Below are 22,124 nucleotides of genomic sequence, written 5' to 3'. Positions count from 1 at the left end.
TTACCTCATCCCTTGGCCGTCGATACGTGTCCGAGGCGGATCGTCACTTCTTGTCCTCGTCCACGATCTCCGCGTCGACCACGTCGTCGGCGCCGCCGGCCTTGGCACCGCCGGTCGCGCCGGCACCCGGGCCCGCCGCCCCCGGCTGCTCGCCCTGCTCGGCCTGCTGCGACGCGTAGAGCAGCGAGCCGGCCTGCTGGGAGACCTGCGCGAGCTTCTCGTGGGCCGCCTTGATCTTGTCGATGTCCTGGCCGCCGAGCGCGCCGCGCAGCTCGCCGAGCGCCTCGTTGAGCTGCTCCCGGTTCTCTCCCGGCAGCTTGTCGCCGCTCTCGGCGAGGAACTTCTCGGTCTGCCACTGGAGCGCCTCGGCGAGGTTGCGGGTCTCCGCCTCCTCGCGGCGACGCTTGTCGTCCTCGGCGTGCTCCTCGGCGTCGCGGCGCATCCGCTCGATGTCGTCCTTCGGCAGCGAGGAGCCGCCGGTGATCGTCATCTTCTGCTCCTTGCCGGTGCCCAGGTCCTTCGCGTGCACGTTCACGATGCCGTTGGCGTCGATGTCGAACGTGACCTCGATCTGCGGCACGCCGCGCGGCGCGGGCGGGAGGCCGGTCAGCTCGAAGGTGCCGAGCTTCTTGTTGTAGGCCGCGATCTCCCGCTCGCCCTGGAACACCTGGATCAGCACCGACGGCTGGTTGTCGTCTGCCGTGGTGAAGACCTCGGAGCGCTTGGTCGGGATGGTGGTGTTGCGCTCGATGAGCTTGGTGAAGATGCCGCCCTTGGTCTCGATGCCCAGGCTCAGCGGGGTCACGTCGAGCAGCAGGACGTCCTTGACCTCGCCCTTGAGCACGCCGGCCTGGAGGGCCGCGCCGACGGCGACGACCTCGTCGGGGTTGACGCCCTTGTTGGGCTCCTTGCCGGTGAGCTGCTTGACCAGGTCGGTGACGGCCGGCATCCGGGTGGAGCCGCCGACGAGGATGACGTGGTCGACGTCGGCGACCTTGATCCCGGCGTCCTTGACGGCCTGCTCGAACGGGCCCTTGCAGCGGTCCAGCAGGTCCTGCGTCATCCGCTGGAACTCGGCGCGGCTGAGCGTCACGTCCAGGTGCAGCGGGCCGGCGGAGCCGGCCGTGATGTACGGCAGGTTGATGTTGGTGGTGGTGGCCGCCGACAGCTCGATCTTGGCCTTCTCGGCCGCCTCGCGCAGCCGCTGGAGGGCCATCTTGTCCTGGGCCAGGTCGATGCCGTGCTCGCCCCGGAAGGTCTTCACCAGGTGGTCGATGATCCGCTGGTCCCAGTCGTCGCCGCCGAGCTGGTTGTCGCCGCTGGTCGACTTGACCTCGACGACGCCCTCGGCCAGCTCCAGCAGCGACACGTCGAAGGTGCCGCCGCCGAGGTCGAAGACCAGGACGGTCTGCTCCTTGGAGCCCTTGTCCAGCCCGTACGCCAGGGCCGCCGCGGTCGGCTCGTTGACGATCCGCAGCACGTTGAAGCCGGCGATCTCGCCGGCCTCCTTGGTGGCCTGCCGCTGGCCGTCGTTGAAGTAGGCCGGGACGGTGATCACCGCGTCGGTGATCTGCTCGCCCAGGTACGCCTCGGCGTCCCGCTTGAGCTTCATCAGCGTCCGGGCCGAGATCTCCTGCGGGGTGTACTTCTTGCCGTCGATGTCGACGGTCCAGTTGGTGCCGATCTCCCGCTTGACCGACCGGATGGTCCGGTCCGGGTTCGTCACCGCCTGGCGCTTGGCGACCTCGCCGACGAGGACCTCCCCGTTGCGGGCGAACGCGACGATCGACGGGGTCGTCCGCGAGCCCTCAGCGTTCGCGATGACGGTGGGCTCACCGCCCTCGAGAACGCTGACGCAGGAGTTCGTCGTGCCGAGGTCGATACCGACCGCACGTGCCATCTTCGCTTCCTCGCTTCTTACGTTGGAGGCTTCTCGCGTCGGAGCAGGTGACGGGGGCTGTCCCGCCGCTCGCTCGCCACAAGTTGAGTGAACTTGACTCAATAGTGCCACGCGTACGGCGATCGTCAAGTCGAGTTGAGCCGACCCGACGCAACCTCGCGTTCGGGGGAGCCCGGTTGTCTTACCTTGCGTTGGTCGGGCACGCTTTAGCGGTGACGACGCACGGCGATCCCGCCATCGGAACCGGTTCGCCCGCCGTCGCCGCCCGTACCGGCACGGGGGATGCCGGGGAGGACCCGCCCGGCCCTCCCGGGGACGGCCTGCCCGCCGCGCTCACCGCCCTGCGGGCCGCGATCGGCGCGGCCCGCTTCCCGCTCGCCCTGCCCTCGGCCGAGGCCGCCCGACAGGTCGGCGCGAGCCTCACCGCGCAGCTCGACGACTATCTCCTGCCCCGGCTCGCCCGGCTCGACGCGCCGCTGCTCGTGGTCGTCGGCGGCTCCACCGGCGCCGGCAAGTCGACGCTGGTCAACAGCCTCGTCCAGGCCCGGGTCAGCGCCGCCGGGGTGCTCCGGCCGACCACCCGCTCGCCGGTGCTCGTCTGCAACCCCGCCGACTCCGGCTGGTTCCGCCAGGGCGAGCTGCTGCCCGGCCTCACCCGCACCAACGAGCCGAGCGAGGACCCGGGCACCCTCCAGCTCGTCACCGCCCCGGCGCTCCCCGCCGGGCTGGCGTTCCTCGACGCCCCCGACATCGACTCCGTGGTCGACGCCAACCGCGCGCTCGCCGGCCAGCTCCTCGCCGCCGCCGACCTCTGGCTCTTCGTCACCACCGCCGCCCGGTACGCCGACGCGGTCCCCTGGGAGCTGCTGCACACCGCCCGCGCCCGGGGGGTGGTGATCGCCATGGTGCTCGACCGGGTGCCCGTGGAGGCCACCGACGAGGTCGCCGCCCACCTGGCCGAGATGCTCGCCGAACAGGGCCTCGGCGCGGCGCCCCTGTTCGTCCTCCCCGAGACCTGGGTCGACGGCCAGGGCCTGCTGCCCGACAAGGTCACCGAACCGCTGAACGGCTGGTTCTCCCGGCTCGCCGCCGACGCCGGGGCGCGCGCCGCCGTCGTCCGGCAGACCCTCGACGGCGCGCTGGGCGCGCTCGTCCCGGCGGTCGCGGGCCTGGCCGACGCCGCCGACGAGCAGGGGGATGCCGCCGACGCCCTCGACGAGCGGGTCGTGGCCGCCTACCAGGGGGCCGAGCGCGCCGTGGAGCAGGGGCTGCGCGACGGCCGGCTGCTGCGCGGCGAGGTGCTCGCCCGCTGGCAGGAGTTCGTCGGCACCGGCGAGTTCTTCCGCACCCTGGAGGCGCGCATCGGCCGGCTGCGGGACCGGCTGCTGGCGGCGGTGACCGGCCGGCCCGCGCCCGCCGCCGAGCTACGCGACGCCATCGAGTCGCAGCTCGTCACGCTGCTGCGCGGGGTCGCCGCCGAGGCGGCCGAGAACGCGTACACGGGGTGGCGGGCGCACCCCGCCGGGGCGGCCCTGCTCGAACCGCCGCTGGCCCACCCCGGCGCCGACTTCCCCGAGCGCGCCGAACGGCTGGTCCGCGACTGGCAACGCGGGGTGCTGGAGCTGGTCCGGTCCGAGGGGGCCGACCGGCGGTTCGTCGCCCGCACCGCCGCATACGCGGTCAACGCCACCGGGCTCGCCGTGATGATCGCCGTGTTCGCCTCGACCGCGTTCATCCCGACCGGGCTGGAGGTCGCCACGGGGGCCGGCACGACGGTCGCCGGGCAGGCCGTGCTCCAGGCGATCTTCGGCGACCAGGCCGTGCGTACGCTGGCCGCGAAGGCCCGGGGCGACCTGCTGGCGCGGGTCCGCGAGCTGCTCGACGCCGAGGCCACCCGGTTCCTGTCCCGCACCGCGACGGCCCGGCCGGCGGCCGACGCCGGAGACGCCCTGCGGGCGGCGGCCGAGCGGGTCGAGCAGGCCCGGCGCCGCAGCGGCCTCGCGGCGGCCGGCGCGGCGGCCCTGCCCTCGGCCCTGGCCCCGGAGGGTGGGGCGCGGTGAGCCCGAACATCGTCGGCCGGGTGCGCGAGGCGCTGCGCGGCGACCAGCGGGTCGACCCGGACGCGCTGATCGCCCGCCTCGCGGCCGTCCGGCGGTTCCTCGAAGCGGCCGACGGCCAGCTCCCGGACACCCAGCTCGTGCCCGCGCACACCCTCGTCGAACGGGCCGGCACCCGGCTCGCGCTCTCCCGCGACCACACCGTCGTCGCCCTCGCCGGCGCCACCGGCAGCGGCAAGTCGAGCCTGTTTAACGCGCTCGCCCGGTTCGAGTTGTCCCCGGTCGGGGTGCGCCGCCCCACCACCGGCGTGGCGCACGCCTGCGTCTGGGGTCCGCTTGACGGCGCGACCCGGCTGCTCGACTGGACCGGCGTGCTGCCCCGGCACCGGTTCGTCCGGGAGAGCGCGCTCGACGGCGACGACGAGTCGGCCCTGCACGGGCTGGTCCTGCTCGACCTGCCCGACTTCGACTCGGTGCAGCGGTCGCACCGGCTGGAGGTCGACCGGCTGCTCGGCCTGGTCGACCTGGTGATCTGGGTCGTCGACCCGCAGAAGTACGCCGACCGGGTCGTCCACACCAGCTACCTGCGCGAGTTCCACCGGCACCGGGACGTGACGCTGGTCGTGCTCAACCAGGCCGACCGGCTGCCCCCGGCCGAGCTGCCCCGCGTCCTGGCCGACCTGCGCCGGCTGCTCGACGCCGACGGGCTGGGCGGGGTGCCGCTGCTGGCCACCGCCGCCGTCGACCCGGGCGGGATCGCCGAGCTGCGGGCCACTCTTGAGCGCACGGTCGCCGAGCGGGAGGCCGCCCTGCGCCGCCTCGCCGGCGACGTCGACACGGTCGTCGCCGGGCTGGCGGAGCTGGTCGCCGCCGAGCCCCCGACCGACGTGCCGGACGCCGGGCCCGCCTCGGGGCTGACCCGGGCGCTGGCCGGCACGGCCGGGGTGCCGGCGGTGGCGGAGGCGGTCGAGGGGGCATACCGGCACCGGGCCGCCGCGAGCACCGGCTGGCCGCTGGTGCGGGGTTGGCGGCGGCTGCGCCCCGACCCGCTGCGCCGGCTGCACCTGCCCGGCCCACCCACCGGCGGCGACGCCGGGGACCCGGCGGAGAGCCTGGTCGCCGCGACCTCCGTACCCGATCCGACCGCCGCGCAGCGCTCGGCGCTGGGGCTGGCCGTGCGGGCGGTGGCCGACCGCGCCGGCGCCGAACTGCCCGACCCGTGGGCGACCGCCGTGACCACCGCCGCCCGCTCCCGGCTCGGCGACCTGCCGGACGCCCTGGACCGCGCGGTGGCGCAGACCGACCTCGGGCTGGACCGCCGGCCCACCTGGTGGCGGCTCGTCGGCGGGGTGCAGTGGCTGGTCACCCTCGCGGCTGCGGCCGGCCTCGGCTGGCTCGCGCTCGGCTACGCGCTACGCGCGCTCGGCCTGCCCGCCCTGGACTATCCCCGGGTCGGCGAGGCGCCGCTGCCCACCGTGCTGCTGCTCGGCGGCCTGCTCGCCGGGCTGCTGGTGGCGGCGTCCACCAGGCCCGTGGTGCGGTGGGCGGCCCGCCGGGCACGCGGCCGGGCCGAGAAGCGGCTGACCCTCGCCGTCGGCGCGGTCGGGCAGGAGCACGTGGTGGAGCCGGTGCGGGCGGTGCTGGCCCGCCACGGGCAGGCGTGGCAGGCGCTGCACGAGGCCGCCCGCCGCTGACGACCGCGGTCTTTCTTCGCTGTTCGGGGACCGCCGGCGGGCGTAGGGTCGACGCATGGCCACGCCTCAAACCCCCTACGACGCGGTGCTGCACGCCGCACGCGACGTGACCAGGCTCGACACCGCCCTCGATGCCGAGATGCTCGGCGCGGCGCTGCTCGGCAGCGTCTACTCGGTCGCGGAGACCGACCGGGAGGCGGCCGTCCGGGAGTTCGTCACGGGCTTCCTCGCCGCCACCTCCCGCCGCCGCACGGCCGCGGCGAGGACCATCCGCTCCGTCTTCGCCGCCCTGGTGCCCGACGCCGAGGGCGCGGCGAAGGTCAACCCCGGCACCCAGGCCCCCGCCTGGGCCGCGCACCTCGGGCGGGTGCGCCTCACCGGCACCTGGAGCTACGGCGACGTGTACGGCGACCAGACCTCCTACCTCGCCACGTTCGCCTACGACGACGCGGCCGGCGGGCCCGAGCACGCGCTGGTGGCCCTGGTCGACCACAACATCGGCATCACGAAGGACGTCTTCGTGGGCGGCCCTGCGGGACGCATCGTCGAGCAGGTCCGGGAGATGGTCGACGGCGACGAGCTGACGTGGTTCCGGGAGGAGGACCCGGCCCGAATGCACGGTGAGGTCGGCCGGCACCTGGCCATCACCGACGACCTGGGCGAGCTGCCCGCCGAGGGGTCTCTCGCCACGGACCGGGCGCTGGCCGGTGCCCGGCTGGCGCTGCTGCCTCCGCCGACCGCCGGATCCACCCGGGACGCCGAGCCCCTCTCGGGCGACCAGCGCACGGAGCTGGTCCGGGCGTTCCTCGCCTCGCCCGAGGCAGCCCGCTACGACCTCGACCCGTCCGACGACGCGGGGCTGGCCTCGCTGCACTTCTGCCTCAGCCTGCTGCTCGACCACGCGGCGAGCTTCTCCGACGCCGACGCGCTGCGCTGGAGCCCCACGGTCGCCGAGCTGTTCCTGCTGGACTGGGTGCACCGGCGGGCCGTGCTCGACATGGACGACGCCGCCATGCTGCCCCGGGTGCTGCGCGGCTGGGCGGCGTACGCGGCCCGGCGCAAGGGGCTGCCGCAGGCGGCGGCGGAGCGCACCGACACGGCCATCGAGGAGATGATTCCCGAGTTCGCCCGGCTCTACTCCACCGGTGAGCGCCGCAGCCCCGCCACGGCGGCGGTGGCCCAGCTGATGGCCGACGGGGTGGACCCGGACGACCCGGCCGCGCTCGATGCCTGGATCGAGGCGAACCGGCACCGCCTCGCCGACGACGGGGCCTGACCCGACGCGACGCGGCCCCGGCCAAAGCGCCTGACGGGGCCTGACCCGACGCGGCCCGGCCGCAGCGCCTGACCGGGCCCGGCCGCAGCCTGACGCGGCCCGGCCCTGCCGCACCGCCCGCCCCCGGCCCGGCCCTGGTCGTAGGACTCGGCCGGGCCGGGGGCGGGCGCTCGGGTCAGCGCGCCCCGGGCCGGGGGGCGGGCGCTCAGGTCAACGCGCCGTAGACGGCTCCCGCCACCAGCCCGCCGACCGCCCCACCGACCAGCACCTGGGGCAGGGTGTGGGCCCGCAGCCGCACCCGGGACCAGCCGGCCAGCGCCGGCACCGGCGCGGCGGCCAGCAGCAGCGGGCCGAAGGTGAGCACCAGCACCACCACCGCGCCGGTGGCCACGGCCGTGTGGATCGACATCTTCCACCAGTGGCTCACGGTCACCGCCACCACCAGCCCCACCACGCCGGCCGCCACCAGAGCCAGCAACGGGCGGGGGGCACCGAACGCGGCGAGCAGGGCCCAGCCGACCGCCGCCGAGGCGAGCCCGAACAGCAGCGGCGTCCGGCGCTGTTCGCGTACGCCGACGTGGTGGTCGGTGAGACGCCCACGGCGCACCCCGCCGACGATGTACGCGAACGGGATCCCGCTGGCGAAGACGGTGGCGAGCACCCCCCAGGCCAGCCCGTGCGCGCCGCCGTTCCCGCCGAACCAGCCGACCAGCATGGTCAGCAGGGTCACCAGGACGGCGGGCGCGGTCAGCTCGGTGGCCAGGCGGGCGGCGCGCAGGCCCGGGCCCGGCGGGACGGCCGTGGCGTGGAAGGGCTCCCCTCCCGCTGGGGGGCGATGCGGTCCGCTCAGCCCCGTCGCTCCCTGCCGTGCGGTCGCTTCCCACCGTGCGGTTTCGACCGGAGCTTCCCGCGGTGCGGTCCCGACCGGAGCTTCCCGCCGTGCTGTCCCCGCCGAGGGCCCTGGCCATGATCACGCTCGATCCGGGAAGCAGTGGCATCCGTCCCGCCGCGAGGCCACTCCTTCCCCGATCGAGCGTGATCCTGATGAGGGCCGGGACGGCCGGCGGTGACGGGCCTCACCGGGTGACGGGCGGGCGGTCGTCACCCGCGGCGGGCTCGACGGGAAAGGCGGTGGTGGCAGGCCGGGGCGGGACGGCCGGAGCCTGCGGTGCCGGGCTGGGGTGACCGGTCGGGGCGGCCACCCGAAGGCGGTGCGCGGGCGGGCTGGGCACCACCTCGGGCACGGCCGGGGACACCCGGGGAGCCGCCGGGGGCGCCGAAGGAGCTGCCCGACGCACGGTGGGAGCCGCCGATGGCGCCGTGGGCACGGCGGACGGGGGCGTGCGTGACGCCGGCGGCCCGGGGAACGCGGACGACCCGGCAGCGGGTGTCGCGCGGGCGACCGGCCCGTCGGAAGGCGGGGCGGGTTCGGCGCTCACCGTTGGCCCGGGACCCGGGGCGGGTTCCCCGGTCGCCGTCGGGCCGGGGCCGCCGGTCGGCTCCGCGCTCGCGGTCGGCTCGGCACCCGACGACGGGGTCGGCACCTGGGCCGAGGCGGAGAGGGTCGCCGTCGGCTCGGTCGGAGGCGTCGGCTCGGTCGGAGGCACCGGTTCCCCGGTCGGCGCCGGGGCCGGGGAGGGGTGCGGCGTCGGGGTGGGGGCCGGGGTCACGGTGGGCGGCGGGGGCAGCGTCGGCACCCGGGGCGGCGGGCGGTGCACCGCCTCGGGGTCCGACCGGTCGGAGGCGGCCGGCACGATCGGCGCGGGCGCGGGCGGCGGGAGCCCCGGACCGGGCAGCCCGGTCTGCGGGACCGCGGTCGTGCCCGCCGGGGTGGAGGGGCCGACCGCCGGTTGGCCGGTCGCCGGCACGATCACCGGCCCGACGGAGCGCGTGGGGATGAACGGGGTGCTGCTGTCGGGGAGCGCGGTGCTGCCCACCGTGGCCGACCCGGTGCTGATGGCGGCGAGGATCGGCATCGAGGCGGTGCCGGCGAGCAGGGCGACCGTGAAGAGGTATCCCCGCCCGGGTCCACCGGAGCCGGGGGCACGGTGCGCCCCGACGACCCGGCGGTAGCTGCCCCCGGCCGCATGGTGCCGGCCGAGCAGCGGCACGGTGGGACCCTCGCCTGGCTGGGACACGCGCACTCCTCGTCCGTCGTCGACCATCGATGCGGGCCGGGCGACCCACAAGGGCAAAAACGGGCATAAGCCCATGAAACGACCGCCCGGTTCCATCAGCTTGACTCAGTGACGGCCAGTTCACCAGGAGCCACCGCGTGTCGACACACAAATTGTCCGGCCCGCCCCGGCGACTCACGATCCTCCCAGGGCAGCCGCCCCCACCAGCCACAAACCCGACAGCCCCCGGAATCCGGGGCGGGCGTACTGTGGGCGCGCTCACCTCCTCTGCCATCATTTGTGGCACGACGGCAACGCAGCCACGACCTCCGCGCACCCTGCGGCAGGCGCGGTACGACGCCGGCGCTCCCGAACCGGGTTCGCACGGAATCCGGCTCACGCCGCGCGGCAACCCTCACCGGGGCTAGGCGCGGCCGCCAGGAACCAGTCCGGCACCAGCCGGGCGGGTGCACGCACTGCGCGGAGCGGGTCACCCCCGGTGCCGGCGCAGACCACGACAGGGAGAGACGGATGGCAAAGGGCGACCCCGGGGTCACCACCACCCGCGGCCGGCGAGCCGCACCCCGTGCCAAGCGAACGGCCGCGACGGCTGGCGGCGACCCGGAACTCGTGCAGCTGCTCACGCCCGCCGGAGAGCGCGTCGAGAGCGCGTTCGGGCCGGACGGCACGGAGTACCGCGTCGACTTCACCGACGAGGAGTACCGCGGGCTCTACCGCGACCTCGTGCTGGTCCGCAAGCTCGACGCCGAGGCCACCGCGTTGCAGCGGCAGGGCGAGCTGGGGCTGTGGGCCAGCCTGCTCGGCCAGGAGGCGGCGCAGGTCGGCTCCGGGCGGGCGCTGCGCAGCCAGGACATGGCCTTCCCGACCTACCGCGAGCACGGCGTGCTCTATTGCCGGGGCATCGACCCGATCATGCCGCTCGGCCTGTTCCGGGGCGTCGACCAGGGCGGCTGGGACCCGAACGAGTTCAAGTTCAACATGTACACGATCGTGATCGGGGCACAGACCCTGCACGCGACCGGGTACGCGATGGGCGTCCACATGGACGGCAAGACCGGCGGCGACGACGGCGAGGCGGTGATCGCCTACTTCGGCGACGGCGCGACCAGCCAGGGCGACGTGAACGAGGCGTTCGTCTGGGCCAGCGTCTTCAACGCCCCGCTGGTGTTCTTCTGCCAGAACAACCAGTACGCCATCTCCGAGCCCCTGGAGCGGCAGACCCGCGTCCCGCTCTACCAGCGGGCGCGCGGCTTCGGCTTCCCCGGCGTACGGGTGGACGGAAACGACGTGCTCGCCTCGTACGCGGTGACCCGGCACGCGCTGGACAACGCGCGGCACGGCCAGGGCCCGAGCCTGATCGAGGCGTACACCTACCGGATGGGGGCGCACACCACCTCCGACGACCCGACCCGCTACCGGATCGCCAGCGAGGTCGAGGCCTGGCAGGCCAAGGACCCGATCGCCCGGATGAAGGCGTTCCTGGAGAAGCAGAAGATCGCCGACGAGTCGTTCTTCGCCGAGGTCGACGAGCAGGCCCGCGCCGAGTCGGTGCACCTGCGCGAGCGGGTGCTCGCCATGCCCAACCCCGAGCCGGTGACGATGTTCGACCACGTCTATCCCCACGGCTCACCGGAGCTCGACGAGCAGCGGGCGCAGTTCAGCCGCTACCTGGAGTCGTTCGAAGGGAGCGCCCACTGATGGCCACGGAGACGCTCACCCTCGGCAAGGCCCTCAACACCGGCCTGCGCCGGGCCCTGGAGCACGACCAGAAGGTCGTCATCATGGGCGAGGACGTCGGCAAGCTCGGCGGCGTGTTCCGGATCACCGACGGCCTCCAGAAGGACTTCGGCGACCAGCGGGTGATCGACACCCCGCTGGCCGAGTCTGGCATCATCGGCACTGCGGTCGGCCTGGCCATCCGCGGCTTCCGCCCGGTCTGCGAGATCCAGTTCGACGGCTTCGTCTACCCCGCGTACGACCAGATCGTGTCGCAGGTGGCGAAGATGCACTACCGCTCGCAGGGCAAGGTGCGCATCCCGATGGTCATCCGCATCCCGTACGGGGGCGGCATCGGCGCGGTCGAGCACCACTCGGAGTCGCCGGAGGCGTACTTCGCGCACACCGCCGGCCTGAAGGTCGTGACCTGCGCCAACCCGCAGGACGCATACTGGATGATCCAGCAGGCGGTCGCCTCGGACGACCCAATCGTCTTCCTGGAGCCGAAGCGGCGCTACTGGGAGAAGGGCCCGGTCGACCTCGACGCCCCGCTGTCGGCGGCGTACCCGCTGCACTCGGCCCGGGTGGTGCGGGCCGGGACGGACGCCACCGTCCTGGCGTACGGGCCGATGGTGCGGACCTGCCTGGACGCGGCAGCCGCCGCGGCCGAGGACGGCCGGGAGTTGGAGGTCGTCGACCTGCGCACGCTCTCCCCGCTGGACCTGACCGCCGTGTACGAGTCGGTGCGGCGCACCGGCCGGTGCGTGGTGGTGCACGAGGCCCCGGGCAACCTGGGTCTGGGCGCGGAGATCGCCGCCCGGGTCACCGAGGAGTGCTTCTACTCCCTGGAGGCCCCGGTACTGCGGGTGACCGGCTTCGACACCCCCTACCCGGCGTCCCGGGTGGAGGAGGAATACCTGCCCGACCTGGACCGGGTGCTCGACGCCGTCGACCGCGCCTTCGGGTGGTGAGCGGGGTGTCGCGGATCAAGGAGTTCAACCTGCCCGACCTGGGCGAGGGGCTGACCGAGGGCGAGATCCTCGCCTGGCTGGTCAAAGAGGGCGACACGATCGAGCTGAACCAGCCGATCGTGGAGGTGGAGACGGCGAAGGCGGCCGTCGAGATCCCCGCCAAGTGGGCCGGCCAGGTGCGGTCGATCTTCCACCCGGAGGGGAGCACGGTCGAGGTCGGCACGCCGATCATCGCGATCGACACCGACCCGGGCGCGGGCCCGGTCGAGGCGTCGACGACGGGCGCGCCGTCCGCCGACCTGCCGACCCCGTCGGCGGCCTCCCTGGCCGCCGTCGAGATCGCGCCCGAGGAGGGCATGGTCGAGCCGGGGCTGATCGGCGGCGTGGCGCCGGGCGGGCGCACCGCCGTGCTGGTCGGCTACGGCCCGCGCAACGCGCCGGCCAAGCGCCGCCCGCGCAAGGGCGCGTCCCCGGGCCGGGCCGCCACCGCCCCGGCCGCGCCCGTTCCGCCCGCGCCCGTCGCGGCGGCGCCGCCCACCCCGGCGGCACCTGTCGCGACGTCGACACCTGCCGCCTCGGCGGCGGCGACCGCGAACGGCCACGGGCGGCCCGGCGGGCTGGTGCTGGCCAAGCCGCCGGTGCGCAAGCTCGCCAAGGACCTCGGCGTCGACCTCGGCTCGCTGACCGGGTCGGGGCCGCTGGGCTCGATCACCCGGGAGGACGTACAGCGGGCGGCGAGCGGCACCGCGACGGCGGCCGAGCCGTCGACGGTCGCGGCGCCGGCCACGTCGGCCGCGGCGTTCGGCGCGGACCGCGAGCGGCGCATCCCCGTCAAGGGGGTACGCCGGCTCACCGCCGAGAACATGTCCCGCTCGGCCTTCACCGCGCCGCACGTGACGGAGTTCCTGACCGTCGACGTGACCCGGGCGATGAAGGCCCTGGACCGGCTGCGGGGCCGGCGGGAGTGGCGCGACGTCCGGGTCTCGCCGCTGCTGCTGGTCGCCAAGGCGGTGCTGCTGGCGGTGCGGCGGCACCCGATGGTCAACTCGACGTGGGCCGGCGACGAGATCGTCGTCAAGGAGTACGTCAACCTGGGCATCGCGGCGGCCACGGAGCGCGGCCTGATCGTGCCGAACATCAAGGACGCCGGCCGGCTCACGCTGCGTGAGCTGGCGGACGCGCTGACCGACCTGGTGCAGACGGCGAAGGCCGGCCGGACCTCGCCGGCCGACATGTCCGGCGGCACGCTGACGATCACCAACGTCGGGGTATTCGGGGTGGACACCGGCACGCCGATCCTGCCCCCCGGTGAGTCGGCGATCCTGGCCTTCGGCGCGGTCCGCGAGCTGCCCTGGGTGCACAAGGGCAAGGTCCGCCCACGCCAGGTGACCACGCTGGGGCTCTCCTTCGATCACCGGATCATCGACGGCGAGCTCGGCTCGAAGTTCCTCCGCGACATCGGGGACTTCCTGGCCGACCCGGAGGCGGCGCTGCTCGCCTGGACCTGACGGGCACACGACACCAGCCACGGCCGGTGTGCCAAGGGTGAACACCCGGCACACCGGCCGTGGCCGTTGGAAGAAGAAAGCGCCGCCAGCTCGCCCCGTTGACCTACGATCCTTAGGCAGGTGTCTCAGCTCACCTAATAATCGTTGGAAGTTCCGACCCGGATGCGGTTCAATTGAGTCATCAAGGGGTCGACAACCGAATAGCCAGGAGGAGAACCCAGATGAGCATGATCGAGCGAATCCGCAACCGCCGCGACGCCAACCGCCGGGCCCGTGCCATCGAGCACGCCCTGCGGTCCGCCAACTCGCCCGCGGTCCGCGAGGAGCTCCTCGCCATCGCCCAGCGTCACATGAGCTGACGCCCCACACTTCTTCCACCCTCCTCCAGTTCGACGACCCGCCCGGTTCGCCCGGGCGGGTCGTCGGCGTTTCGGGCCTATTGACACCGGGATTCCGCCTCGCCGCACCGCCCGGTACGGTGGGGCTCGGTCGTCAACCGCCCGCCCGGACCCCGTCGCGCCGATAGAAGCTGCTCGACACCGTCCGGCGACGCGGAGTGACGGCCGGTGCTCCCCGGATGCCGCGGGCGGCCACCGGATACGGTGCGGGGAGTCCCCACGGCCGGCACCGCCGGCCACACCGGCACCCACGCCGACGCGCCGTCGGCATCGGCGGCCGACATGTGATGGAGGAGGCGCACCGATGACGTCCGAGGGCCCGCACCACCCCGGCCAGGAGCCGGACGAGGTGTCGCCGGGCGCCGGCGCACCGGCGCCGTACGGCGTCGCCAACCCTGACCTGGGCTGGGCGCCCCCGCCCCCCGCGGCCCGGCCGCACCCGCCCGCTCCCGCCTGGGCGACCCAGAACGACCAGCAGCCGGCCCCCGCCTGGGGCCAGCCCCCGCAGAGCGACCAGCAGCCGACCGCCCCCTGGGGCCAGCCCCCGCAGAGCGACCAGCCACCGACCGCCGCCTGGGGCGTCGGGCCGCAAGGCGACCAGCCACCGACCCCCAACTGGGGCGCGGCACCGGGTGACCAGCCACCGACCGCCCCCTGGGGCCAGGCTCCGCAGGGTGACCAGCCGCCGACCGCCGCCTGGGGTGCCGCCCAGGTGCCAGCACCGCAGCCGGAGCCGAACCGCCCGGCTGCCTGGGACCCGCCGCCCGCCGCAGCGCAGCCCGCCTGGGAGCAGAACGAGCAGGCCGGGCCGGGCTGGCAGCAGAACGAGCAGGCCGGCCCCGACTGGGCCGCCGCCCCGGCCGCGAGCGCGCTGAACGGAGAGCCGGCCCCGCCTGCCTGGGCGACGCAGCCCGAGCAGCCGGCCCCGACCTGGGGGGCCGGCCCGGGCGAGCAGCAGCCGCCGGCGTCGTGGGGCCAGGCCGAGCCCGGTGCCCGGGGTGCCGCCCGCGTTCCCGGCCAGGCGACGCCGCCCCCCGACTGGACGACCGCACCGGACGACGCCTCCCGCTCCGGCGGCTGGAACGCCGGCCAACAGGCCGACGGCCCCGCGGGTTCCGAGGGCTGGAACGCCTCGCCGCAGCAGCCCGACGCCGCCGCCGGTTCCCCTGGCTGGCCCCGGAGCGAGCAGTCCGAGACGCCCGGCCAGGCAGGTCAGGCCGCCCGGGGTGCCGCCCGCGTTCCCGGCCAGGCGACGCCGCCCCCCGACTGGACGACCGCACCGGACGACGCCTCCCGCTCCGGCGGCTGGACGGCCGGCTCCCCGGTCTCCGCCCAGGAGGATCCCGCCCGTTCCGGCGGATGGGCCCCCACGGCGGTCCGCGCCGACGAGCAGCCGAAGCCGAACGCCTGGCCCGCCCCCGACGAGTCGGGGCAGCCCGGCGCGTGGGGCGCGGCAGCGGTGCCGCAGCGGCAGGACGACCGGCCGGAGGTTCCCGACTGGGCTGCGGCCGAGCCGACCTCCGTACCACCGGCGCGGGCCGCCGCCTCCGTCGGCACGGACGGGCCGCCCGCCTGGGGTGCGCCCGGCGAGAGCCCGCAGCAGCGGCCCGGCGCCGACCGGTCCGAGCGACCCGCAATGCCGGACGTCGAGCCGTGGGCACCCGGCGAGGCGTGGGGGCGCACCGAGGCCGAGACCGCCGCGCCGCAGCAGGCCGGCAACGGCTGGGAGCCCGAGCGGTCCGAGGACCGTCCGCTGTACCAGCCGGCCCCCGGGCCGGGGATCTCGCCGGCCAACGCCGTGCCGCTGCCGCCGCAGGAGCAGCGCGTGCCCGGTGCCAGCCTGGCCGCCCTCCCGCCCGCCGACTACGCACCACCGGCCGATTACGCACCGCCTCCCCAGTTCGCCCCGGCGACCGAGGCCCCGTCGGCCGGCGAGCCGTCCGGCCGCGAGGGCGCCCCGCCGCCGTACGGGCCCGAGGCGGGCGCCGGCTGGGGCCGTGCCGAGGAGCCACACCCGCAGGGCAGCCCGTTCGTGCCCGCGCCCCGGGTCTCGCCCGAGTCCGGGGTGGCCGCCCGGGCCGCCGTACCCTCGGCGGAGGCCGGGGAGGCCGCAGCCGGCGCGGTGGGCAGCGTCTCGGCGAGCGCGTCCGTGCCGATGGCCAGCCGGGTCATGCCACCGACCGACCAGGCGCTGCACCCTGGCGGCGCGCCCGCGCCGCAGCCCCGGGTGTACGGCCGGCCCGCCCAACCGGAGCCGGCCCACGAGCCGGAGCCGGCGGACGAGAGCCCGTTCCGCACCGAGCACAACCCGCCACCGTCCCGCTTCGACGAGCCGGCCCCGCAGGTCCGCTTCGACGAGCCGGGTGCCCAGGGTCGGTTCGACGAGCCGGGCCGGTTCGACGAGCCGGGCCCGCAGCGACGCTCCGAACACGACCACCCGGGCGGCTTCGACGGGCGCGACCAGCACCACGGCTTCGACGGGCGCGACCAGCACCGCGGCTTCGACGACGTCGGGCCGCAGCAGCGGTTCGACGACCGGGGGCCGCAGGGCGGGCCGCCGCGCTTCGACGGCCCGGACCGGCCGGCCGGCCAGCAGCACGGCTTCGGCGACGGCCCGGCGGCCGGGGTGGCTGGCGTGGCCGGGGTCGCCGGCGCCGCGCCCCCGCCGACCTTCCCGCCCGGGGTGCCGTCGTTCGTGGACCCGCCGGCCAGCAACCGGCCCGTCAACGGCGTCCGCCCGCACGAGGGCGACCGCCCGGGTGACCAGTTCGGCGGCCCGATGGGTGGGGCCACCGCCGTGCAGGGCGCGGTGCCCGGCCACGGTCCCGCCCCGTACGGCGAGCCGACGCAGGTCGGGTTCCCGGCGCAGGGGTCGCAGTCCGGCCCCGCCTGGGGTCCGGAGCCGGAAGAGCAGGGCCGGTTCGACGCGTTCAAGCCGGAGGCGGACGCGCCGAAGGCCGAGGCGCCTCCGCCGAAGGTCCGCAACGGCCGGGTGCTGGCCGCCGTGCTGGTGGCCGCCGTGCTGATCCTCGCGGTGCCGCTGGGGCTGCTCATGCTGCTCGGCAAGGTGGGCGGCGACAACGCGAAGGCGTTCGACCCGGCCGTCGGCTCCTGCGTCAAGCAGTCGGGCGGCAACGCGACGGCGGCCACCTGCGGCGAGGCCGGATCGTTCACGATCGTGTCCAAGGTCGAGGCCAAGGAGAAGTGCGCCGACCCGGCCCAGCCGCACGTCGTCCTCCGTGGCGACGTGCCGAAGAAGGTGCTCTGCCTCAAGCCGGCCGCCAAGTAACAACCTGGGGGGCGGGGCCGCGGACCACCGTGGCCCCCGCCCCCGTCGTACGCCCGGGGTGTGACCGGGGCCGCGCGGGGTGCCGGCCGGGCGGGGCCGCGCGGTCGGGCAGACTGGGGGTCATGAGCGCACGAGTACGGGCTCCCGAACTGCGCGGACGGGGCTGGTTGAACACCGGCGGGCGGGACCTGAAGCTGTCCGACCTGCGCGGCAAGATCATCATTGCCGACTTTTGGACCTTCTGCTGCATCAACTGCCTGCACGTGCTCGACGAGTTGCGCCCCCTGGAGGAGAAGTACGCCGACGTGCTGGTCGTCGTCGGCATCCACTCGCCGAAGTTCGAGCACGAGAAGGACCCGGCCGCCGTCGCTGCCGCCGTCGAGCGGTACGGCGTGCGCCACCCCGTCCTCGACGACCCTGAGCTGGACATGTGGCAGCAGTACGCGGCCCGCGCCTGGCCGACCCTCGCCGTGATCGACCCCGAGGGGTACGTGGTGGCCACGATGGCCGGCGAGGGCCACGCCGAAGGGCTGGCCCGACTGGTCGACGAGCTGATCGCCACCCACGAGGCGAAGGGCACCCTGCACCGGGGCGACGGCCCGTACGTGCCGCCCGCGCAGCCGGAGACGGCGCTGCGCTTCCCCGGCAAGGCCCTCGCGCTCGACGGCGGGCACCTGCTGGTGTCGGACTCGGCCCGGCACTCCCTGGTCGAGCTGGCCCCCGACGGCGAGACGCTGGTGCGTCGGATCGGCGCGGGCGTCCGGGGGCGGGCCGACGGGCCGGCGGGGGCCGCCACGTTCTCGGAGCCGCAGGGGCTGTGCCGGCTGCCGGAGCACGTGGCCGAGGTGGCCGGGTACGACGTCGTCGTCGCCGACACCGTCAACCACCTGCTGCGCGGGGTGCGGCTGGCCACCGGCGAGGTGGTGACCGTGGCCGGCACGGGTCGGCAGTGGCGTTCCACGGTGGACGACCACGCCCACGACTCGCTCTCGGTCGACCTCTCCTCCCCCTGGGACCTGGCCTGGTACGACGACCGGGTGATCGTCGCCATGGCCGGGATCCACCAGCTCTGGTGGTTCGACCCGATCCGCCGCACGGCGGGCATGTACGCCGGCACCACGGTCGAGGCGCTGCGGGACGGGCCGCTGGCCGAGGCGTGGCTGGCCCAGCCGTCCGGTCTCTCGGTCTCGGCCGACGGCGTCCGGCTCTGGGTCGCCGACAGCGAGACCAGCGCGATCCGGTACGTCGAGAACGGCGTCCTGGGCACCGCCGTCGGGCAGGGGCTGTTCGACTTCGGCCACGTCGACGGCCCGGCCGACCGGGCGCTGCTCCAGCACCCGCTGGGGGTGTGCGCGCTGCCGGACGGCTCGGTGCTGGTCGCCGACACGTACAACGGGGCGGTCCGCCGCGTCGACCCGGCCACCGGTCAGGTGTCGACGGTCGCCGACGGGCTCGCCGAGCCGAGCGACCTGGTACTGACCGCCGACGGCGGGGTGCTGGTCGTCGAGTCGGCGGCGCACCGGCTGACCCGGCTGGCCCCGGGCGCGCTGTCGGCCGTGGGGGCGAGAACGGTCGACGGGCCCCGGCACCGCACGGAGCGGAAGCCGATGGAGGTGGCGGCGGGCGAGGTGACGCTGGACGTCGTCTTCACCCCGGCGCCGGGGCAGAAGCTGGACGAGACGTACGGGCCGTCGACGCGGCTGGTCGTCTCGGCGTCGCCGCCGGAGCTGCTGGCGGATGGGGCGGGCACCGGGACGGAGCTGTCCCGCCGGTTGGTGGTCGACGGGTCGGTGCCCGGCGGGGTGCTCCAGGTGACCGCGCAGGCGGCGACGTGCGACGCCGACGTGGAGCACGCGGCCTGCCACCTGACCCGGCAGGACTGGGGGGTGCCGGTGCGGGTGGTCGAGGGCGGCCCGGCGCGGCTCCCGCTGGTCCTGCGCGGCCTGGACGCCTGACCGGGAGCCGGCCCGGCCGGTCGCGTGCCGCCGCCAGGTGCGGCGGTTAGGAAGGGGCCCTTCCTATACAGAAAGCGTTAACAAGGTGCCCCTCCTTTCACGCGAACGGAGTGAGCGCCACCCCCGCGTCGAGGAGCGCCGCCCGCACCAGCTCGGCGGACGCCACCGCGCCCGGCGTGTCGCCGTGCAGGCAGATGGAGTCGACGGGGCAGGGCACGACGGTGCCGTCGACGGCCACCACCGTCTGCTCGGTGGCCATCCGGACGGCGCGGGCGGCCACCTGCTCGGGGTCGGTGACGAGCGCGCCAAGGGCGGTGCGGGGCACCAGCGTGCCGTTGGGCAGGTAGCCCCGGTCGGCGAAGCCCTCGGCGACCACCCGCAGGCCGGCGCCGGTGGCGAGCTGGGCGAGCACCGAGCCGGGAGCGCAGAGCACCGGCAGGTCGCGGTCGTAGTCGTCGACGGCGGCGATCAGGGCGGCGGCCTGCGACTCGTCGACCGAGGCGGCGTGGTAGAGCGCCCCGTGCGGCTTGAGGTAGCGGACCCGGGTGCCGTACGGCCGGCAGAACGCGTCGAGCGCGCCGAGCTGGTAGGTGGTCTCGTCGCGCAGGTCCGCGAACGCGTACGTGATGTGCCGGCGGCCGAAGCCGGCGAGGTCGCGGTAGCCGACCTGTGCCCCGACGGCGACCCCGCGTTCGGCGGCGGCGGCGCAGACCCGGCGCATGGTGGACGGGTCGCCGCCGTGGAAGCCGCAGGCAACGTTGGCCGAGGTGATCAGGTCGAGCAGCGCCTCGTCGTCGCCGAGCCGCCAGATGCCGAATCCCTCGCCGAGGTCAGCGTTGAGGTCCATGGAACGTCACCGTAGTCCCCGGGCGGGCCTGCGCGAGCGGCGTCACGTCGTCCACCACCCCGACGACGGGGTAGCCGCCGGTGGTGGGATGGTCGGCGAGGAAGATCAGCGGCTGGCCGTCGGCGGGCACCTGCACCGCGCCGAGCACGAGGCCCTCGCTGGGCAGTTCCCCGGCGACCGCGCGGGGCAGCGGCGCGCCGGTGAGTCGCGCGCCGACCCGGTTGCTGACCGGGCTCACCGTGTACGTCGTGCCGAGCAGCCGGTCGAGCGCGGCCGGGGTGAACCAGTCGTCGCGGGGGCCGAGGCGCAGCCGGAGCCGCAGCGCGGCCGGGGCGGGCCGCCCGATGGTCACGTCGACGGGCGCGGGCTCGCCGCCCGGGTCGCCGAGGGGCAGGGTGTCGCCGTCGCGCAGCGGGGCAGGGCCGAGGCCGGAGAGGGTGTCGGTGGACCGGCTGCCGAGCACCGGCGGCACGGCGATGCCGCCTGCGACGGCGAGCCAGGTGCGCAGCCCGGAGCGGGCCGGGCCGATCCGCACGACCGCCCCGGCGGGCACGGCCAGGGGCCGGCCGACGTCCCCGGGCCGGTCGCCGGGGTGCAGGTCGGGGCGCGTGCCGGCCCGCCGCGCGTCGCCGAGCCGCGCGTCGCCGACCGGCCCGTCGCCGATCCACACGTCGGCGTCCGCGCCGGTGAGCGCGACCGTGCCGGCCCGGGTGAGGCGCAGCGCGCAGCCGGTGAGGGTGATCTCCAGGCCGGCGGCGTCCTCCGGGTTGCCGACGAGGCGGTTGGCCAGCCGCAGGGCCGCCGGGTCGAGCGCCCCCGACCGGGGCACGCCGAGGTGCGCCCAGCCGGGCCGGCCCTGGTCCTGCACGGTGGTGAGCGCCCCGGCCCGGAGCACCTCCAGCCGGCGCGCCGGGCCGGCGGCGGGTCGGCGGGTCACGCGGTCGCCGCCAGGCGTACCCGGGTGCCGGGGGTGAGCCGGGCCGGCGGGTCGGCGGCCACGTCGAACAGGGTCAGCCGGGTGCGCCCGACCAGCAGCCAGCCGCCGGGCGACGCGCCGGGGTAGATCCCGGCGTACGGTCCGGCGAGCGCGACCGAGCCGGCGGGGACCCGGGGGCGGGGGGTGGCGAGCCGGGGCACCGCCCACTCCGGCGGCAGCCCGGTCAGGTACGCGAACCCGGGCGCGAACCCGCAAAAGGCGACCCGGAACGGGGTGCCGGTGAGGCGGGCGACCACCTCGGGCACGTCCACGCCCCAGTGGCCGGCGACGACGGGCAGGTCCGCCCCGTCGTACGTGACGGGGACCTGGACCTCGGCGGGCGCGCCGCCGTCGGCGGGGACGCTTCCGTCGGCGGGCGTCGCCGCGGCGGCGGGTCGCGGGGTCCAGCCCGCGACGAGCGTGGCGGCCCGGTCGGGGTCGGGCACCCCGTCGAGCAGCACCGTACGGGCCGCCGGGACGATCTCGACGGCGGTCAGCTCGCCGACCGAGCGGCGGCGGGTCAGTTCGGCGCGCCACGCCTCCACCTGGTCGGGATCGTCGCAGTCGAGCAGCAGGGCGTGTGCGCCGACGGGCCGGATCCGCATCCCGCCATGATCCCCGACGGGCGGGCCCGACAGGGCCATCGGACCCCTCGATCCGGTGACGATCAGCACTACTTGACGGTAACCTACGGTGCCGTAACCTAGGTGCGTGACGACCTCCGCACCGCTTCGACTCAAGCCGGTCGACATCGGAAAGCCGCGGATGCGCGGCTGGCTGCACACCTACGCGTTCTTCGTCGCGCTCGTCTGCGGCATCGTGCTCTGCGCCATCGCCGCCAGCCGCCCCGGCTGGTCCCCGCTGGCGAGCTGCCTCGTCTACAGCCTGACGGTCTGCGGCCTCTTCGGCACCAGCGCGCTCTACCACCGTCGGGTGTGGTCCGCGCGCGGCTACCAGATCATGCGCCGAATGGACCACTCGATGATCTTCGTGTTCATCGCCGGCACGTACACGCCGTTCTGCCTCCTGCTGCTGGACGCCCGGCACGCGACCACCATGCTCGCCCTGGTCTGGGGCGGCGCGCTGGGCGGGGTGGCCCTGAAACTGGTGTGGCCGCACGCGCCGCGCTGGGTCTCCGCCCCGCTCTACCTGGCGCTCGGCTGGGTGTCGGTGGTGATGCTGCCGCAGATCCTGCACTCCGGCGGCGTGACCGCGCTGGTGTTGCTCGCCGTCGGCGGCGCGATCTACAGCGTCGGCGCCGTCTGCTACGCGCTGCGCCGGCCCAACCCGTGGCCCACCGTCTTCGGCCACCACGAGTTCTTCCACGCCTGCACGCTGGTGGCGGCGGTCTGCCACCACATCGCGATCTACTTCGCCCTGTTCGCCTGAGCCCTGCCCC

The 22,124-nt window shown here is 75.6% G+C and carries 16 protein-coding genes; 10 read left to right on the top strand and 6 right to left on the bottom strand.

Features of this window, described 5'->3' with window-relative positions:
* Positions 1 to 43: 43 nt before the first annotated feature.
* Positions 44 to 1,900 carry a molecular chaperone DnaK gene (gene dnaK, locus ACFYWL_RS08160; protein ID WP_074475639.1) on the bottom strand — a complete coding sequence of 619 codons (1,857 nt, stop codon included), beginning with the start codon at positions 1,898 to 1,900 and terminating at the stop codon, positions 44 to 46.
* A 212-nt stretch (positions 1,901 to 2,112) separates the two neighbouring features.
* On the opposite strand from dnaK, the gene ACFYWL_RS08155 reads away from it, so the two are divergent.
* Genes ACFYWL_RS08155 through ACFYWL_RS08145 form a run of 3 tightly spaced genes read left to right on the top strand, consistent with a single transcriptional unit; the run spans position 2,113 to position 6,927 of the window.
* The gene (locus tag ACFYWL_RS08155; protein ID WP_386969060.1) at positions 2,113 to 3,960 is read left to right on the top strand and encodes an ABC transporter; all 1,848 of its coding nucleotides are present in this window, start codon (positions 2,113 to 2,115) and stop codon (positions 3,958 to 3,960) included.
* Positions 3,957 to 5,651, top strand: coding sequence for a GTPase (locus ACFYWL_RS08150; protein ID WP_386969057.1), 1,695 nt, complete (start codon positions 3,957 to 3,959; stop codon positions 5,649 to 5,651). Before ACFYWL_RS08155 ends, ACFYWL_RS08150 begins: the two co-directional genes overlap by 4 nt.
* A gap of 55 nt (positions 5,652 to 5,706) precedes the next feature.
* Positions 5,707 to 6,927: a hypothetical protein gene (locus ACFYWL_RS08145; protein ID WP_386969054.1), complete on the top strand. Its 1,221-nt coding sequence runs from the start codon at positions 5,707 to 5,709 to the stop codon at positions 6,925 to 6,927.
* A 205-nt stretch (positions 6,928 to 7,132) separates the two neighbouring features.
* Here ACFYWL_RS08145 and ACFYWL_RS08140 read toward each other — a convergent pair whose 3' ends face one another.
* Both ACFYWL_RS08140 and ACFYWL_RS08135 read right to left on the bottom strand, forming a co-directional pair.
* Positions 7,133 to 7,657, bottom strand: a complete 525-nt coding sequence (locus tag ACFYWL_RS08140) for a phosphoesterase PA-phosphatase (protein WP_386969052.1) — start codon at positions 7,655 to 7,657, stop codon at positions 7,133 to 7,135.
* A 346-nt stretch (positions 7,658 to 8,003) separates the two neighbouring features.
* A complete protein-coding gene (locus ACFYWL_RS08135) occupies positions 8,004 to 9,065 on the bottom strand; it encodes a hypothetical protein (RefSeq protein WP_386969050.1) in 1,062 nt (353 codons plus the stop codon).
* Between the two features lie 510 nt (positions 9,066 to 9,575).
* Here ACFYWL_RS08135 and pdhA point away from each other — a divergent pair.
* From pdhA to ACFYWL_RS08105, 6 genes are all read left to right on the top strand, one after another.
* The gene (pdhA, locus tag ACFYWL_RS08130) at positions 9,576 to 10,763 is read left to right on the top strand and encodes a pyruvate dehydrogenase (acetyl-transferring) E1 component subunit alpha (protein ID WP_386969047.1); all 1,188 of its coding nucleotides are present in this window, start codon (positions 9,576 to 9,578) and stop codon (positions 10,761 to 10,763) included.
* The gene (locus ACFYWL_RS08125) at positions 10,763 to 11,752 is read left to right on the top strand and encodes an alpha-ketoacid dehydrogenase subunit beta (protein WP_386969045.1); all 990 of its coding nucleotides are present in this window, start codon (positions 10,763 to 10,765) and stop codon (positions 11,750 to 11,752) included. Before pdhA ends, ACFYWL_RS08125 begins: the two co-directional genes overlap by 1 nt.
* Positions 11,749 to 13,260: a dihydrolipoamide acetyltransferase family protein gene (locus tag ACFYWL_RS08120; RefSeq protein ID WP_386969043.1), complete on the top strand. Its 1,512-nt coding sequence runs from the start codon at positions 11,749 to 11,751 to the stop codon at positions 13,258 to 13,260. The genes ACFYWL_RS08125 and ACFYWL_RS08120 overlap by 4 nt, the downstream gene beginning before the upstream one ends.
* Positions 13,261 to 13,481: 221 nt before the next feature.
* The gene (locus ACFYWL_RS08115; protein WP_165823299.1) at positions 13,482 to 13,619 is read left to right on the top strand and encodes a hypothetical protein; all 138 of its coding nucleotides are present in this window, start codon (positions 13,482 to 13,484) and stop codon (positions 13,617 to 13,619) included.
* Positions 13,620 to 13,962: 343 nt separating this feature from the next.
* Positions 13,963 to 16,947, top strand: a complete 2,985-nt coding sequence (locus ACFYWL_RS08110) for a hypothetical protein (RefSeq protein WP_386969040.1) — start codon at positions 13,963 to 13,965, stop codon at positions 16,945 to 16,947.
* Positions 16,948 to 17,069: 122 nt separating this feature from the next.
* Positions 17,070 to 18,902, top strand: coding sequence for an NHL domain-containing thioredoxin family protein (locus tag ACFYWL_RS08105; protein ID WP_386969037.1), 1,833 nt, complete (start codon positions 17,070 to 17,072; stop codon positions 18,900 to 18,902).
* Between the two features lie 97 nt (positions 18,903 to 18,999).
* Here the strand turns inward: ACFYWL_RS08105 and ACFYWL_RS08100 are convergent, their stop codons facing one another.
* The 3 genes from ACFYWL_RS08100 to ACFYWL_RS08090 are packed head-to-tail and all read right to left on the bottom strand — an operon-like array spanning position 19,000 to position 21,330.
* Entirely contained in the window at positions 19,000 to 19,749 is a 750-nt protein-coding gene (locus ACFYWL_RS08100) for a LamB/YcsF family protein (protein WP_386969034.1), read from the bottom strand.
* On the bottom strand, positions 19,733 to 20,686 hold the full coding sequence (locus ACFYWL_RS08095; protein WP_386969032.1) for a biotin-dependent carboxyltransferase family protein: 954 nt from the start codon (positions 20,684 to 20,686) through the stop codon (positions 19,733 to 19,735). Before ACFYWL_RS08095 ends, ACFYWL_RS08100 begins: the two co-directional genes overlap by 17 nt.
* The gene (locus ACFYWL_RS08090; protein WP_386969030.1) at positions 20,683 to 21,330 is read right to left on the bottom strand and encodes an allophanate hydrolase subunit 1; all 648 of its coding nucleotides are present in this window, start codon (positions 21,328 to 21,330) and stop codon (positions 20,683 to 20,685) included. The genes ACFYWL_RS08095 and ACFYWL_RS08090 overlap by 4 nt, the downstream gene beginning before the upstream one ends.
* Before the next feature lie 106 nt (positions 21,331 to 21,436).
* On the opposite strand from ACFYWL_RS08090, the gene ACFYWL_RS08085 reads away from it, so the two are divergent.
* A complete protein-coding gene (locus ACFYWL_RS08085) occupies positions 21,437 to 22,114 on the top strand; it encodes a hemolysin III family protein (protein ID WP_386969027.1) in 678 nt (225 codons plus the stop codon).
* Positions 22,115 to 22,124 lie beyond the last annotated feature (10 nt).

Origin of the sequence: Micromonospora sp. NPDC002575 (assembly GCF_042889525.1) — a bacterium.
Classification (GTDB): Bacteria; Actinomycetota; Actinomycetes; order Mycobacteriales; family Micromonosporaceae; genus Micromonospora; species Micromonospora carbonacea.
The sequence above is the reverse complement of the archived record's forward strand: the minus strand, read 5'-3'. Positions and strand labels throughout refer to the sequence as shown.

Excerpts from the sequence above, each read along its gene's own strand:
- ACFYWL_RS08090 (WP_386969030.1), bottom strand. The coding sequence starts at position 21,330 with ATGCGGATCCGGCCCGTCGGCGCACACGCCCTGCTGCTCGACTGCGAC.
- ACFYWL_RS08125 (WP_386969045.1), top strand. The coding sequence starts at position 10,763 with ATGGCCACGGAGACGCTCACCCTCGGCAAGGCCCTCAACACCGGCCTG.
- ACFYWL_RS08105 (WP_386969037.1), top strand. The coding sequence starts at position 17,070 with ATGAGCGCACGAGTACGGGCTCCCGAACTGCGCGGACGGGGCTGGTTG.
- pdhA (WP_386969047.1), top strand. The coding sequence starts at position 9,576 with ATGGCAAAGGGCGACCCCGGGGTCACCACCACCCGCGGCCGGCGAGCC.
- ACFYWL_RS08115 (WP_165823299.1), top strand. The coding sequence starts at position 13,482 with ATGAGCATGATCGAGCGAATCCGCAACCGCCGCGACGCCAACCGCCGG.
- ACFYWL_RS08100 (WP_386969034.1), bottom strand. The coding sequence starts at position 19,749 with ATGGACCTCAACGCTGACCTCGGCGAGGGATTCGGCATCTGGCGGCTC.
- ACFYWL_RS08145 (WP_386969054.1), top strand. The coding sequence starts at position 5,707 with ATGGCCACGCCTCAAACCCCCTACGACGCGGTGCTGCACGCCGCACGC.
- dnaK (WP_074475639.1), bottom strand. The coding sequence starts at position 1,900 with ATGGCACGTGCGGTCGGTATCGACCTCGGCACGACGAACTCCTGCGTC.
- ACFYWL_RS08110 (WP_386969040.1), top strand. The coding sequence starts at position 13,963 with ATGACGTCCGAGGGCCCGCACCACCCCGGCCAGGAGCCGGACGAGGTG.